Source organism: Gimesia algae, assembly GCF_007746795.1.
GTDB classification, from domain to species: domain Bacteria; phylum Planctomycetota; class Planctomycetia; order Planctomycetales; family Planctomycetaceae; genus Gimesia; species Gimesia algae.
Map to the genome: position 1 here is coordinate 4,724,489 of NZ_CP036343.1, position 16,383 is coordinate 4,740,871.

9 protein-coding genes are annotated in these 16,383 nt (G+C 49.1%); 5 read left to right on the plus strand and 4 right to left on the minus strand.

Features of this window, described 5'->3' with window-relative positions; translation table 11 throughout:
• Nucleotides 1-84 precede the first annotated feature (84 nt).
• Nucleotides 85-2,061, plus strand: a complete 1,977-nt coding sequence (locus Pan161_RS17515; RefSeq protein ID WP_145229249.1) for an ArnT family glycosyltransferase — start codon at nt 85-87, stop codon at nt 2,059-2,061.
• Nucleotides 2,062-2,076: 15 nt separating this feature from the next.
• Here the strand turns inward: Pan161_RS17515 and Pan161_RS17520 are convergent, their stop codons facing one another.
• Nucleotides 2,077-8,157: an alpha-2-macroglobulin gene (locus Pan161_RS17520; RefSeq protein WP_232103289.1), complete on the minus strand. Its 6,081-nt coding sequence runs from the start codon at nt 8,155-8,157 to the stop codon at nt 2,077-2,079.
• A gap of 326 nt (nt 8,158-8,483) precedes the next feature.
• Between Pan161_RS17520 and cls the strand changes: the two genes are divergently transcribed.
• The gene (gene cls / locus Pan161_RS17525; protein ID WP_145229254.1) at nt 8,484-9,914 is read left to right on the plus strand and encodes a cardiolipin synthase; all 1,431 of its coding nucleotides are present in this window, start codon (nt 8,484-8,486) and stop codon (nt 9,912-9,914) included.
• Nucleotides 9,915-9,927: 13 nt separating this feature from the next.
• Here cls and Pan161_RS17530 read toward each other — a convergent pair whose 3' ends face one another.
• A complete protein-coding gene (locus Pan161_RS17530; protein ID WP_145229256.1) occupies nt 9,928-11,169 on the minus strand; it encodes a c-type cytochrome in 1,242 nt (413 codons plus the stop codon).
• Between the two features lie 148 nt (nt 11,170-11,317).
• Here Pan161_RS17530 and Pan161_RS17535 point away from each other — a divergent pair, with 148 nt between their 5' ends.
• The 3 genes from Pan161_RS17535 (at nt 11,318) to Pan161_RS17545 (ending at nt 13,879) form a co-directional block, all read left to right on the plus strand.
• Complete coding sequence (locus Pan161_RS17535; protein WP_145229258.1) at nt 11,318-11,962, plus strand: TlpA disulfide reductase family protein; 645 nt, start codon at nt 11,318-11,320, stop codon at nt 11,960-11,962.
• Between the two features lie 22 nt (nt 11,963-11,984).
• Nucleotides 11,985-13,055 (plus strand): alpha/beta hydrolase, encoded by a 1,071-nt coding sequence (locus tag Pan161_RS17540; protein ID WP_145229260.1) that lies wholly within the window; start codon nt 11,985-11,987, stop codon nt 13,053-13,055.
• A gap of 296 nt (nt 13,056-13,351) precedes the next feature.
• Nucleotides 13,352-13,879, plus strand: a complete 528-nt coding sequence (locus Pan161_RS17545) for a CBS domain-containing protein (RefSeq protein ID WP_145229261.1) — start codon at nt 13,352-13,354, stop codon at nt 13,877-13,879.
• Nucleotides 13,880-13,894: 15 nt separating this feature from the next.
• Here the strand turns inward: Pan161_RS17545 and Pan161_RS17550 are convergent, their stop codons facing one another.
• Both Pan161_RS17550 and Pan161_RS17555 read right to left on the minus strand, forming a co-directional pair.
• Entirely contained in the window at nt 13,895-14,782 is an 888-nt protein-coding gene (locus Pan161_RS17550) for a uracil-DNA glycosylase family protein (protein WP_145229264.1), read from the minus strand.
• 16 nt (nt 14,783-14,798) lie between these two features.
• Nucleotides 14,799-16,124 (minus strand): leucine-rich repeat domain-containing protein, encoded by a 1,326-nt coding sequence (locus Pan161_RS17555; RefSeq protein ID WP_145229266.1) that lies wholly within the window; start codon nt 16,122-16,124, stop codon nt 14,799-14,801.
• Between the last annotated feature and the right edge of the window lie 259 nt (nt 16,125-16,383).

Here is a 16,383-nt window from a genome sequence, read left to right on the forward strand (position 1 = left end):
ACTGGCAAGCTATACTTTTCTAAAGTCTATCGAACAATTTTTCCAGACACTTCTGAAGCATACCTTTCTGAAAACCACTCACAAATGGATTCCCATCAGCCCACATCAGCCCAACTGCCTCCCGAGAAAGAGCAGATTCAGCCAGGCCCTTCGTTCTGGATCCCTCTGATGCATTTTCTGGTTGTGAGCCTGCTGTTCTGTTTTCTGGGATATTTTGAGTGGCAAAGGATTCAGTCTGACAATCCGGATCTGCCATTCCTCACACGTTTTTTCCTGTATGTGAATATCGATACGACACCTTACTTTCTCCTGTTGCTGCTTAGCCCCTTTTGCTGGTGGATCCGCCCTTCGATTCACTTTCGATTTTTCTCCCGTGTTTTGCGTCCCCGACTGTCACAAGGTTGGGTTTGCAGTAAACAGAATGCAGAACAAACTGACTGGTTTGCAATCCTGCTCAGTCTGCTGGTTGCTGTGACTTCCTTCGCAATGAGTCTCTGGACCGCCTCTCATACCGTCAACCCGGAACTCCACCTGGCACTCAGCGACCTGCCTCCCGCTTATCATGATGAATACAGCTATCTGTTTCAGGCCAGAACCTTCCTGGAAGGACGAACCTGGGTTCCCGGTCATGCGGCAGCCCCTGAGCTGTTTGATCAGGTCCATGTTCTGAACGAAGGCAAGATGGCGAGTCGTTATTTCCCGGGTACGGGTCTCTGGCTGGCCCCCTTCGTTGCCTGGGGACATCCTTACTGGGGTTACTGGCTGGCGGGCGCGTTCATCACGTTTTTCCTATTCTGGTCGGGAAGAGAACTGGCCGGCAATGGCGTCGGATTACTGGCGGGCCTCATTGCCGCCCTCTCACCTGGCATGGCCATCTTCAGTAACCTGCTGTTAGCTCACCATCCGACCCTGGTCGGCTTGTCAGTCTTTCTGTACTTCTTTTTACGAATGCAGAGAACCCGCTCGTTCCGCGATGCGTTACTTGCTGGAACAGGTCTGAGTTTTGGCATGCTCTGTCGCCCCATGACTGCAGCGGGTTTTGCACTCCCCTTTGGTATCTGGCTGGGCGTAGAAGTCATTCGCTGGTGCCTGGTGGGAAAGAAGCATGCACAGGCAAACTCAACGCCAGCGAAGTCAATCGCCCCCCTGATCACAGGGCTGGCGATGCCCCTGGCCTGCGGTTTAATTGGACTGTTCTTATATAATCAATCAATCACAGGCAGTGGCTGGAAAATGCCTTACCAGCTTTACACTGATATCTACACTCCACGGCACGTCTATGGCTTCGACAATGTGGTACGCGGCGAACAACAACTCGGCCCTAAAGTACTGGATAACTATGATAAATGGGCTGAGAACCTGACACCCGCTCTAGCCGCTCAGAACGTTCATAACCGTCTGCTGGCCAGCCTGCAGTGGACTCTGGGTCTGGTGCCACTCGCATTGGCAGGACTGCTCTTCCTGATCACCGAATGCAGGCGCTGGAGTCGCTGGTGGCTCATTTTTGCTTCCATCGTCTCTCTGCATGTGGTTCATATCCCTTACTGGTACGATGGTATCATGCACTGGCATTACGTATTCGAAACCGGACCATTGTGGGCACTGATTTTCGCACGTGTGACGCAGACCCTGTTTCGTATCTGGCGTGATCTGGAACGACCACTGATGAGCTGGCTCTGGTCCGCCATGATATTAATCGCTGTTGCCACAAATCTAACTGCGATCCCGCCGTTATGGACTGTTTCCAAACTGGAAATTGTCATCAACAATGTGGCGTTTTCGAAGTTGAAACATTTCCGGTTTCAACAGATGATTCAGCACCATCCTCAAATCAGACAGCCTGCGTTGATCCTGATTGCCCACGATCCCTCTGACAGGCACATCGATTATGTCATCAATGATCCACAATTAAACACGCCGGTCCTGACAGGCCGTTACCGTCCTGAGCAGCATACTCCAGCGCAACTGCAGTCCCTGTTCCCAGACCGAACACTCTATCTGTTCGACGTCGCCCAGAACCGTCTCAGTCGCTGGAACCGCCGTATCTGGGAACCCGTCTGATAATCGTGCCAAGGACTAATCCTTGATTTTCAGTTTGATTTCATCGGAATTAGTTTTCAGTTCCGGAGCATACATTCCGTATCCCTGCGTGGGCAGACCACTGAAACGACCGGGAATTTCGGCCCGCAGACGATAACTCAAGCTATGCTTTCCGCGAGGTAACTGTCGCAGGTAATTCACTACCCGGTCATCACGAAACTCCTGATAGGCACCCAGTCCGTTACGTGAATATCCACTTCGCAGGTCGACTGCTTCCAGACCCGCGGGTCGGAAGTCCTCGAACACCAGGTACTCGTAATCATTTTTGCTTTCGAAAATCAACTCCACCTCGATCAGGTCTCCGCTGGCCAGATCTGTTTCATGATCAATTGCCTCTCGACGGTATTTTTCCACGCGTTGATCCACGGCCTGACCTTTCGAACCAGAAGTTTTAATGGCAGCTTCTTCCGGAATCAGCCGGTAATACTTCCGCTGCACTTTAATTTCCAGGCCCGTCGCCGTGATGAAATCTTCTTTCGTAAAGTTCGTCACGTAGGCGTTATAGTACAGAGGTCCGTTCCCCTGCTTGCGAATTTCCAGTCGATGGGCACCTGACGTGAGTGCTTCCCCTTCTAACACGAATTTATTATCGAAGGTAAACAGATTCTCAGCGTTGATCTGAACCGTTTTCTGTTTCTGACCATCCAGAAAGATGTCTAACGTCAGATCAGGCTGATTCTCGCCGCTGGCGGACCAGTATTCTGCTAAAGCTTCAATGGCAATCGCAGTATCGGAGACGGAACTCCAGTAAGTTGCATGTTTGCGATTGTTCAACAGATACTTGACGAGTTGAGCCGCCTTGGGATTCTGAGGATCTACTTTTGAAAGCAGTTTCAAATAATAGGCGTTGGCTTCGACTTCGCTGCCGTACCAGTGCCACCAATAGTTACTCTGAGGCAGATTGAGATAAGCAGTCTGGTTTTCCGCATCCTGAACCAGAAACTGATCCATATTGCTCATGATCATCGCCAGACGTTCCTGATTTTTCAGCTCATGCGATGCCAGGCCTAACATTCCCAGAGCATAAACCGAGAGTTTTGTGCGATCCCGATACAGGAAATCGTACATTTTCTGATCAGCAACTCCCTGGTTGACCAGCACAAGAAAGACATACGCATCCAAATTGGAAGCTGTCGTTTTATACGGTTTTTTCTTCGACGCAGCATTCAGCAGTTTCTGCAGTTCTTTCTGTTGATAGGTTTTCAACCATTCGATTCCCCGTTCCAGAGTGCCGGGGACGAGCGCCACGTCATTCTGTTTCGCCAGAGCCAGTCCTTGAACCACACGTGCGGTGAAGTAGGGGGAAGAACGTTCCTGCCAGCCGGAAAACCAGCCCCAGCCTCCATCTGACAGTTGCATACTGGTTAAATCAGCAATGCCCTGCTTGACGAGTTGTTCCACCTTCGACTGACTGAATACCGGATTTTGATCATAGCGTTTCCACTGTTCGGCCCGTTTCTGATCGTCGCCAATTTCCTGTGCATTCAGGTTGGTTCGTTTCTCCTCAATCTCTTTTAGGTTTAAACCCATTCGTTTAAGAATATTCTGAGTCATCACCGTCGGCAGAAAACGATACAGGGTGCTGTCGGTTGTCTTATGCGGTGAATAGACCAGGTACGGCAGTGCGTCAACCATTGCTCCTGCCAGCGAAGGTGAGTAGCGGAGTTCGAGTCGACTCAGCTCTGCTTTGCGTTGATCGGGAACCTGAAAACTGATCTGTGCCTGATCTGTATGACTGCGAATCATGCCGGTAAAAGATTCGGTCTTCAGAATACCATGTACTTTAACCGGGAACGTCATCTGCATCGCATCCGACTCTTCATCGGTTAAGGCTTTCATCCGAATCACAGCAAACCCGGGACGAACCGCTTTCACACGCCAGTCAATCCGTTGTTCGCCGTTGGCATCAATCGTGACTGTCTGAGTAACATCGTCTACAGGCTCCAGGGTATCTCCATCCAGTTCCAGTACGACTTTGACCTCTTTGGATGTCTTCAGATAATTATGCACGTTCGCACTCAATACGACCTCATCGGTCTCTGTAAAGAAGCGCGGTGCCTGCAATCGCAGAATCAGATTTTTTCGCGTGACAACCAGTTGTTCTCCATCACCGACGCGTGCTCCCTGCCCCATCACCCAGCTGCGGATTTTCCAGCTGGTCAGGTTCTCGGGCATTTTGAAAGAGACTTCTGCCCGGCCTTCGGCATCCGCCGTGATGGCGGCATTCCAATACGCAGTGTCAGCAAAGTTCTGGCGCACGACAGGCTCAACCACTGCAGATGACTCGGCAGGCGCTGCTGCGTCCGCCATCATGGATTTCGCAGCCATCGGCATTGCGCATCCTTCCATTGCCATCCCGTCCATGGCCCTGGACTTTCGCATAGCGCCTCCACCTAAGCCTCCTCCTACTGCCGCATAATTAGGATACCGCAAGTCTGATTCCAGAGAGAGATTCCCAAAGGCACCAATCACCTGCATCCCTACTTCCTGCGGGCGGAGCAGATTGTGGAAATACCGGCTCAGACTGTCAGCAGTGGCTGGATGATGGGAGCGTTTCCACTTCCAGAAAAACGATTTAATATCGCTCACATTGGAACCACCGCTGATATACTCCACACTCTTGTCATAGACGCTGACTACCAGTGAGCCGGGTACGGGTTTTCCATCCGCGTCGGTTACTTTCAGTTTGACAGTGGCTTCTTCGCCCGGCTTGTACTCGGTTTCGGAAGGTTCAACTTCCAGATTTACGACCCGGTTTTCTGGCGGTACCGCGATTTCTTTCGCAACCGTATGCACGGATCCCTGATGAACGGTGACCGCTTCGACAAAGAAGTTGGGCATATCGTGCTTTGCGACATCCAGTTCATAAACCGTACTCTTACCTGCCAGTTTAAGGACTTCCGGTTTGGAATATATTCCGTTGACCGGTCGAACAAACAAGAGGACCGTACTGCCTGGTTGATTGGTATTGATTAACAGTCGTACTTTTTCGCCTGGCTGGTAATGTTTTTTCTCGACGACGAGTTCCAGATCGTTAAAGCGGTACTCCTTACCATCAAATCCTGCGCCACGGATCGAAAACAGGCTACCCCCTTCGATCTGATTCCCTTTTTTGTCAGTCACCGTATAGGAAACGCGGTACTGCCCTGCCTGAGTCGCTGCCATTTTCTGACTGGCCGTGCCCTCTTCTGATGGATTCAGATCCCACTCCTGAACGGCAGTCTCTTTTGGTTCTCCGTGATCGTTATACGAGATGCGGTATAGAACGACTTTTCCTTTCCCACTGACTGGTTTGGAATCCAGCGTCTGGGCTTTAAAAGAAGCGGTCATCGTATCGCCCACCTGATAGTAACCACGATTCATCCAGGCGAAGACTTTGAAGGGCTTTCGGGAGACCAGTACCGACCCCTGTCCGACAATCGTTCTGCGCGATTCATCGACCACTTCCGCTGTGATTTCGTATTTATGATCCTGATCCCCGTGGATTGCTTTCGCCAGGGCAGTATCAATTTTGATTTCGACTTCCCCGTCGGAACCGATTTCCACAGTGTTGGAGAGCACGACTTCGGGAGGTGGAGAAGGACGATGAATCCACCAGGGTCCCGGCGCAACACATCCCCATTTGCCCCAGCCCGGATACCAGGTGTAATCCCCGGTAAACCACCAGTAACCGGAACCATACAACCAGTCCCAGCGGTCCACAGGATACCAGTGTTGATCGTAGGCAGTACGCGTCACTTTATATTTGACCTGCCCATTGACGACCGGGCTGCCGAAATAATACTTCGCTTTAATTTTAGCAGTAACGACATCCCCTAAAGAAACAGGCTCTTCCGGAGCCTCAACCAGCACTTCAAATTCCGGTTTTTTATATTCTTCCACGCGAAATGAAATGCGAGAAGAGATTTTTGGTCTCCGCTTCGAACCTGCCTGACCGCGAGCGTCAACAGTGACTTGTAAATAATAAACCCCCAGATCTGCATCTGCTGGAATCTCCCAGTTTCCCTGACAGCCACCATATTTGTCTGTCTTTAATGTTTTCTCAAAAACCGTTTTGTTATTTTTGCCGATCAATTTCAGGTTCACATTATGGTTTGCAAATTCAGAGTCCTCTGCTTTGGACAGGTCATACCCCACATTATGCACCCAGAATTTAAAGTCGACTTTCTGATCGGGGCGATACACGGGACGGTCCGTAATCCCGTAAATTTTGACCGCATTCAATCTCTGGTCAGAATGACGCGAGTACCAGAAACGATCGAAACCGGTATAGGCAAACCGCCCCTCGGCTGTGCGGGCGATCGTAATCCATTGATAGTTTTTCTCTAACTGTGATTCAGCGGGGAACGCCTGACCGTTTTCATCCGTTCGTTCTGCGAATTGAACGGTCTGTGTCTGTTGCTGATTTCGTCCGGTCTGAATATGCCGATAGCCAAAGAACTCCAGATTCGCACCCGCCACCGGTTTACCGGTTCGCGCATCGGCTACGTAATAATACGTCTTGTCCGACATTCTTTTATGAATGATGGCGGTATCATCCAGCCAGACAACAATGCGACTGGTATTTCCATTCTGCATTTTGGCAACCAGCAGATACGCGCCTGCATTTTGCAGTGGAGTTGTCACCGTAACATGCTGATCGCGATGACCGGATAAAGGCTTCAGATCCAGCCCCCAGCGTGAGACCAGAGCCCCCCGATATTTGTTCTGTTGTTCGTGAACCAGGCGATAACCCAGATTCGAAATATTGGTCTGATTCCAGTCCAGTTTTTGAGGATGCGATTTGAGATAGTTTTTGACATCCGTCAACAGTTTTTCAACGTGGATCTGATAGGCTTCAAACTCCACATGCTGTCCATTGCGAAACCGATAATCGACCTGAGCCCCCTGCCCGGCGACCTGCGTTGGATTCGGGTCGAATTGCCCCCAGTTCCCCACAATCTGATTCAAATGCTGCCGTTTATTCTGATGGGGGTCACCGTATTCCTGAATACTCTGCTGGATGTACTTTGCCGCCTGGGGATATTGTCGACGATTCTCGAAAATGCCGGTTAACTGCCCCAATGCATTTTCGCCCGAACTGCTTTTCCCCAGATCTACTACCTGCTGATACAGGCGAATATAATTCAGATCCTCAGGCAGGTTGATCCGCTGAATCCCCGTCGCCAGACGGGTTAACGTTTCAGTTTCCTTGAGGCTCTCCAGCGAGTAAGGATTCACCTGCTCTTCGTCCTGAGGATCCTGATCATTTCTCGGGCGGAAGAAATAAGGCATATAGTTTTGCAGCGTCTGTACGCCAAACTGGCTGCGATTAAAATCAGCAACCTGTAGAATCACCTCTGCTTTTCGCTCTGGCTTTTGTTTCATGGATTGGTCGAGCATCCACCGCCAGCGCTCCCCATCATTTTTCGCAGTCTCAAATGAAGTGGGAACCCGGTAATAGACAGGATCTCCGGCATCATCCACGGGGGCTCCCTCGGGGCCTCCGCTCGGACCTCCGCGAAAGAAGCTGCCTGGCCCAGAGCCTACACTCGCGAAATCGGGAATTTCATTCAGGTCTGTCAGAATCTGCAGTTTCCAGGCATCCCGCCCCTCACGTCCCGACAGATAGAATTCAGCAGCATTGAAGAATATATTGGAAGCCAGTTCAGAATTATTCTTGTTTTTAATTTGTTCAATGGCCTGATTCATCAATTTCAAGGCAGTCAACCGGTCCTGCTCATGGGCATTGATATAGCGTCCCCCGCCTCTCTGATGACCTCGAGTGAACTCGCCATCAATGATATACCCATAATGCGGGCCCTGAATATAATTCTCGGCGAGCTTCCATAACACCAGCGGTTGATCAGCATGCACTTTCAGGACTGCTTCGCGGAATTGATCCAGATCATTAATCCTGTTTAAATGTTGCAGGCACTCAGTTCCATTCTGTAAATCATGAACGACTCCCGTTTCAGAATTACCCGGCTGTATCGCCAGTTTCTGATAGATTTCCCAGGCATCACGATAATTTCCTTGTTTTTGATAGGTTTGAGCCAGGGAACGCGATTCAGTCATACTTTTCTCATCTGCAAAAAGGTAAACTCCCAAAGTCGTCAACAAGAGTAAAAAGAACGTGGCAGAAATGCTGCGAAAAGTTTTGAGCAAAAACATAGTGAAACCTGTATATTTAGATGGGAGTCATTTTTGAATATCAGACGGGATCATAATACGTTACGTCTGTTTGACGAAATGAATTTGCGTTCGGTTCCCGGAATTCTCATAATTTTAAACGAACTGCACGGGAACGAGGTATGAGAAACAGGCAGATTACTCCATAATCCGACTTCAACCGCAGCCGACTTACCCAGCATTCTGCTCTAAAGCGCCGAAGAGAAAGTTTAATGGATTGGATTACAGCTGCTTTAACGCTCAGTGGCTACCTGATTACCCTGGCTTTAATCCCCAGCATCCTTTTAAAAAAGAACCGTCACCCGATTTCTACGGTCTCGTGGATTTTAACGATTATTCTTCTGCCAGGACTGGGGGGAATCACATACCTGTTCTTCGGGATTAATCGAGTGCAAAGACGGTCTCTCTCCAAAGAGAAAGCCAATCAGTCTCTCGCCCCTAAACTTCCTCAGATCGTCCAGAATCAACTGCTCTCCAGTGAAGACTATCTGCCACTAAACCAGAATCTGATGCGACTGGCTCAAAATATCGGTCATACTGTTCCCACGTTTGGTAATCATGTGGAGCTGTTAACCGATACAAATCGTACTCTGGGCTTGATCAAACAGGCGATTTTGAATGCCGAGCAATCGTTACACCTGGAATATTATATCTGGCAGCCCGATCAGTCCGGGACACTACTCCGCGATCTGCTGATTGAAAAAGCCCGCGCAGGAGTGGAAGTCCGTTTTCTGTATGATGGCCTGGGATCGTTTGGACTAGGTAAACATTTTTTTAAACCAATGCGGGAAGCGGGCATTCAGATAGCCCCGTTCCTGCCTGGTGCTTCCATTCGCGAGCGCTGGTCGATCAACCTGAGAAACCACCGTAAAATTGTCATTGTCGATGGGAAAATGGCGTTCACAGGCGGAATGAATATCGGCGATGAATATCTGGGTTTAAATCAGGACCTGGGATTCTGGAGGGATACCCATCTTAAGATTGAAGGACCGGAAACATTACAACTTCAACAGGTGTTCGCTGAAGACTGGTTTTTTGCCACCGGCGAAGCATTAACTCAGCAGAAATATTATCCACACCCGGACCCGACGGGAACGGTCACCGCCCAGACCCTGCTTTCAGGGCCAGAAAAAAATGCCGACGTCTTTTTAACACTGATGTTTGCAGCCATCAACGAAGCGCGAAACAGTATCGTGCTCACCACATCCTATTTTGTTCCCCCCGAATCTTTGACAACGGCGCTGGAGTCGGCAGCGCGGCGGGGAGTGCATGTCAGACTCCTGCTTTCGAGTAAGTCAGCCAATCCGGCAACGGTACACGCAGGACGCTCTTACTATGACTCACTGCTGGATGCCGATGTAGAGATCTTTGAATATACCAAAGGGATTCTGCATTCGAAAACTCTGACGATTGACGACAGTTGGTCGCTGGTCGGCACCCCCAACTTTGATTTCCGGAGTTTAATCCTGAACTTTGAAGTCGGCCTGGCCCTTTACGATCGTAAATTTGCGCAGCGACTGAGAGAATCCATCGAACAGGATTTTCTGAACGCGATCAAGATCACACACACAGACTGGGACAAACGGAGCAAATCCACGATCTTGTTACAAAATCTGTGTCGATTATTCGCGCCTGTCATGTAATGCGATCGATTGCCTAAGGGAGTTTGTGACGATATTTGTCTGAAGCCCCTTCGGGTAATGTCCCCAGATATCTGATTAATTGAATCGCTTCTGCCTTTGTCACCAGATTCAGCAAGCCATCCGGCATCGCAGATTTTTTAGAAGCTATGATTTCATCGACTTCCTGTTTTTTGATCAACTGCCGCTTACCGGCTTCCGTCAACAGCATAATCTCATCTGGTCCCGCTGCCCCCATCATTCCAGTAAAGCTCTTCCCAGCGTCAGTCACAATGGTAAATGTCGGATATTCTTCCGAAACGAAATGGGAAGGAAACAAGGTCGCATGCAGAACTTCTTTCTGCTGAAATCGACGACTGACATAGGTCAAATCAGGACCGACCTTTTCCCCCTGCTCCCCAAAACGATGGCATTTGATACAGGTCGCTTTTACAAACGCCTGTGCTCCGAGCTTTAAATCGAGCGTCGATTTTTTCTGCTGCTGCAATTCTGCCAGCAGTTCCTTGTACTTCCAGCGACTGTCGGCAGATTCGATCGGAAGAACTGCGGAAAGTTCGTCTGGATATTTTGATACAAACCAGTCCTGCCACTGCTGCATGAGCGGGTGTGCTGAGTCAATTTCCAATTTGAATTTCTGACCAGTCCAATGTGTCAACAGACTGTCAGCAATCTCTTGCCCCTCGGCATCCTGTTCCAGACCGACCAGAATGACCTGCCGGATCCATTGTGCTTTATTAGAACGACGACGAAAACGTGTCAGCGCACGCATGACTGTTTTCGCCTGATCTCCCTCAATGATATTCAACGATCGTACCAGAATCCGCCAGTCGGCGTCCCGTCGCTTGTTTTCTTCCGCATACCAGCTGATCGCCTCTGCGATATCATTTCTCCGCTCCGGATAAGATTCAAACAGTTCATGCAGGTAAATCAGTGTAGGCTCATCTGCGATACGTGCCATCGCAATCAGCAAAGCATTCAGTTTGCGCTCCGATTCCGCATCCCCGGGTTTCTGGTTTTGCAGTTTCAGTTCCTGTTCGCGGAGCGCGGTAAACTCAGCGCCCGTTAACCGATCCAGGGGTTCGCCTGCCACCATGATCCGAAAGTCACCCTCTGCCACTTCCTGCAACATGGTGTCTTCCAGACGATCAATTTTAAAAGCGATTGATGGAGTTTTGGCGCGGCTGAAATTCCCGACACCGGTGCATACCAGCCCCAAGATAAATATCCGGATCAGTATCATTTTTTTTAGGCTGCCCATCAGGAATGCCTGCTTTCGTTTGAAATGTGGAAAACGTAATGAAATAATCTTACAGAAGTTCACAGGCTTCACACTATGTTCATCTCTGGTTTTTGTTTAAAATTCACTGAGGTCAATCAACAATCCTTCAGAATTTCAGGGACGAATCATGTCAGACAGCCAGTCCAGATATCATCATATCACCAGAACCGGTTCTCATACACTCAGCGCACTGATCCTCGGATTGATCTGCTGGAGTTGTTCTTCGAATGAGCCCACAGAAACTTCCAAACCTGAAGCACAGCCTGAGGCACCGCCGGAAAACACATCTGCTGAGATCAAGCCTGAAAAAACGGTTGAAATCACCCTGACCTTAAGCGATGCGGAAGGATTTCAGGAAATTCTGGCTAAACAACAGGGAAAAGTCGTTCTGGTCGATTTCTGGGCCACGTGGTGTGTTCCCTGCGTCAAAAATTTTCATCACACTGTCGAATGGAGTCAGAAATATGCTGATCAGGGTCTCAGCGTGATATCCGTCTCGATGGATGAGTCGGATGAAGCCACTCAAAAGGCAGTCCTCAAGTTTCTGGAAAAAGAAGACGCACAATTTACAAATATACTCGCGACTGCTGCCGACGATCAGGATCCTATAGATACCTTTGGCGTTGATGGCGGAGCACTGCCTCATTACAGGATTTATGATCGAACCGGCAAGCTGATCAAAAAGTTTTCCTTCGCTGACCCGGATAAACTATTTACACAAGAAGATATTGAAACCGCAATTCAGGATGCGCTGAAACAGAAACCGGAATAGTACAGGTTCAACAGGTTAAGTCATGTCCATGATACGTAAACTCTGGTCGACCTGTCTGGATGAAATCACAGGCTTTTATCTGCTGCACTGGTTTTTCTATTATAAAAAGCAACCCCTGATCATATCAGATGCTGAAAAAGGCTCACCTAATCTACTGAGTGGTGAGCTGTCATCTTTTTTTTCCCCGGTTCCTGAACCGGCACGATTAGAATATCAATCTCAACTTCATCCCGCCTCTCAAACAATCTTTCCAGAGGCTGAAGTCAACGATTTTGAGTTTGTCAGTTCGATCCAGACCGGTTTCCCCCAGAACGATCTTGTGAAAGGACGTCACTGGAAATCAACGGCCTCCCCAACTGCCATCAATTCCGGTTCCCGTTGCACAGTGGTTGCGATTGACGGCATTGTTCAACTGGGTGTTCGCAGTTTTAACAGTCTCGCCCAGAGGCTCACTCCGCATGGAATTGATGTTGTTATGCTGGACAGCCCCTTCAACTATAGAAGGACCCCACCGGGATACCGTCCTGGCCAGTTGATTGCCGGCGGCAACCTGGATCATCAACTGTCCGTGGCTCGACAGGGCATCCTTGATCTCTGGAGTCTGATTCTGCACCTGCAATCACAGGGACATCAGGTCGGCCTGATGGGCATCAGCCATGGCGCCTGGATGACTTTGACGGCTTCTCTCTTGATGGAACAACTCCAGTTCGTGATGGCAATCACGCCTCCGGTCGACCTGTTTCATATTCTTGATGAAGGGGGTACGGTAGTCAATGCCATCCGTCGCGGCGTTCGCGAGTCGGACTTGAGTGAACAGCAACTCGAACAAATTTGTCAGCCACTGAGAATCCCTCTCTGGAAACCGCGACTGCCCGGTTCCGCCATACATCTGCACGTAGCCGACTACGATCGGTTTGTTCCTTCATTCCGAATCGCGGCGCTGGCAGAGCTGTGGAATACCAAGCTGACTCATCATGCCCTGGGTCACATTGAAGCGACGACAGGCCCGAAGGTGGTCGCGATGGTCGCCGAAGATATTCTTCGTTTCTGGAAGATTCCCGCAGATTCTATTGCTGCTTCGACTGCAAAATAAACGTAGTAGCAGTAGAGAAAATGCAACCGTTACAATCTGTATGACCTGTATCTCTGCGATTAGAATACTCACATTTTTATTAGTTTCTGTTGAAAAAAGGCATCATGTTGTCTGCGGGCAACTTATTCTCTCACTAGAGACTTAAGAATGGATTACGTTTTTACCTGATCCAAAGTTGAGTTCTCCAGCGGGCCAGTTCTTTTATCTTAATGTTAGATAAAAGTGGTTCATCCGTCTCTTTAGTGATTCGTTATTGTTCTCTTTGAACAAAACGAAAGTTGATCAGGGGAGTCACGATGCGGGTACGAGTTCGCGATTTGATGACCGTTAATCCGGTTAGTGTATGTCTGGGAACAACACTTCAGACAGCTGCGGAACAGATGGTTCAGGCAGAAGCTTCAGAGATTTATGTGATAGACCAGCAACGACGGCTGGTAGGAGTGGTTCCCGAGTATGATCTTCTCAAATACCGCCTGACACATTATCACCTCGAAGCACCTATCGATTCTCTGATGTATGTCCAGATTGAATCGCTCTCGCCAGAAGATGATGCACTCCAGCTTGCTCCTCTGTTTCGAGATCGGCGAAACAGCTGTATGGCTGTCACCGAACAAGGCCTGCTGGTAGGAAAGTTAAGTTGTCGTGACCTGTTTCGTGTGATGCTGACACTCGATGCGATAGAAGATCCTGAGCAGACAGCAGAACAGGATACCTCTGAGAAGGAGGTGATTCACTCCGCCTCATCGACGATCAATCCGCCGCATTTGCCTCCCTACAGCACACCTGTCAATCGACTGCAGTTAAACTCCAGTTCCGACAAATAACGGTCCGCAGATTAATCAGTCCTGGGTTTTCAAATCGATCCCCATGTCGGCGAACAGATAGATCATATCTTCCCAGACATTCTTCTTCGCTGAAGGATTTCGCAGCAAGTAAGATGGGTGATAAGTACACACTACTTTAGCACGCCCATATTCGTAGAAGTCTCCCCGCATTTTGCCGATGGGAAGATCTGAGTGCAATAAATTCTTGGCCGCCACAGAACCCCAGCAGACAATATAATCCGGGTCCACAATTTCAATCTGTGCGTCCAGAAAACCACGACAGTTGGATGCTTCAAGATCCGAAGGGTTTCGATTTCCCGGCGGACGACACCGCAGGATATTCGCGATATAAATATCGCTGCGTTTCAGCTGACATGCTTCGATGATTTTATCCAGCAGCTTCCCTGCTCGACCTACAAACGGTTCCCCCTGCTTATCCTCATCCGCTCCCGGCGCTTCCCCGATGAACATGATTTTTGCCCGGGGATTTCCTACGCCAAACACTGTTTGAGTCCGTGTCTCGGCCAGTTCCGGACATCTGGTGCACTTGGATACTTTAGTAGCGAGGATATCCAGTTCAGCCTGGCGATCACCTTTATTCAATTTCGATTTGGTCGTTCGAGGCACACTCATTTCCTTTCGAGTTTGATCCGACTCGACAGTCGGCTCCTCTGGAGTTTTGCTAGTTTGAGGTGATGGTACTATTGGTTGCGGGGGTAACGGGACAGTAGGTGCGACAGTTTGCATAGGAATTTCCTGAGGTGCTTCCACGCTGGACGTGGCATCTGCAGACATCTGAGGAACAGGTTCCATCTGCCTCAAATGCGTCACCCCCGACCGCTGCCAGCTTTCCAGCAACTGGCGGACCGCTCGTTGCGAGCGTATTTTTGCATCCTGATTCATCAGTAATTACCAGCCTTTATCGCTTTACTTTACATCCGGGAACGGCAGCTTCGAATTGTGTGACTCCGTCATCGGTCACCTGAGAAAAACTTAACTGGAGTTCTTTCAGATTCTTTAAGGCAGCCAGTTTCTGTAAACCTTCATCTGTAATATCCGTTTTACTCAAATTCAGATATTCCAGTTTCTTCAGGGGCAATAACTGCTCCAGTCCTTCATCAGTAATCGGAGTCCCTTCCAGATTCAGGCGATTCAATTCGGTGAAACCGGAAATGACCTTCAAGCCTTCATCCGTGGTTTCTGTCCCCCATAAGCCAAGCCGGGTCAGTTTCTTCAAGTCCTTTATTTGTTCCAGCCCTTGATCGCCAATCATTGATTCATCCAGATCCAGGTAAGTCAGATCGGTCAATCCGGACAGATACTTCATGCCTTCATCAGTCACCACGGTATCCCGCAGATGAAGTGTCTGGAGTTTTTTCATGTTCTGGATATTTTCAACGCCGGGATTGCCGACAAAATCCCGCCGCAGATGCAGGGCTTCCATGTTTGTCATATCTTTCAGATACTTCATCCCTTCATCTGTTATTTCCGTATCATCCAGTTCCAGTGAAACCAGATTTTTATCTTTCAGTAATTCCAGAGTCTTATCGGAAATATTTCTGCCCCAGGTATTCAAACGCTGTAGATTTGGAAGTGCAGCGATGTCCTTCATTCCCTCATCCGTCACCTGAGTCGCCTGAACCTTGAGCACTTTCAGGTTCTTCATTCCCTTGATATGAGGCATCCCCTCATCATTGATCTCTTTATTAAAACGCAGATCCAGATCTTTGAGCTCCGGGAATTCTGCGACCACTTTCAAAGCGTCATTAGTAATGTTGGTGGCACGGAGTGAGAGCACCTGAAGATCTTTCAAGTTCGACAGATTCTTGACCCCCTCATCCCCCACCGCAGTACTTTCCAGACTCAGAAACCACAGTTTATTTTTTTTGCCAATCTCCTCTGTGGCAACGTCTGTGAATTGAGGCCCCCAGAGAATCAACCGTTCCAGTGAAGGCAGACCTGACAGATGCCTGAGATCCTCATCCTTCGCATTGGTACCCTTCAAGTCCAGAATTAAAACACGACCATCCTTGGACATGCCCAGTTTGGCATCCAGGTCCTTGAATACCTTCACTGCTTCTGGTGAGTCTGGCTCGGCTGCAGCCCGTTGTTTGTCAGTCGCAGGAGACTGCTCAGTTTTCGCTGAAGTAGCGGCTTTCTCAGGGTCAGCAGGAGGAGTACTTGTACTGGGACATCCTGTTAAAAGAGATAATGCTGCCAGTGAAAGAAATACTCTTGTCTTCATCCTGATATCCTTTGTTTTACTCGAACTGGCTCAAATCTGGTTGCGTTCCGGGCGCATTCTATGTTCACGGGCTCTGCATGCCGCCCCGTATTATTAACGGAATTCTGCCGGTCATCAAAGTTTCACAGAACCCTCTTATGATGCTAACAATGATCCCCAAAATAGAGCCCAGACCGAAACATTGCAATTCCATGACTCTGTTTTCTGCAACTACTTGCGATTCCCTGACCAAACAGGCTATACTCGATAGCATAAACAG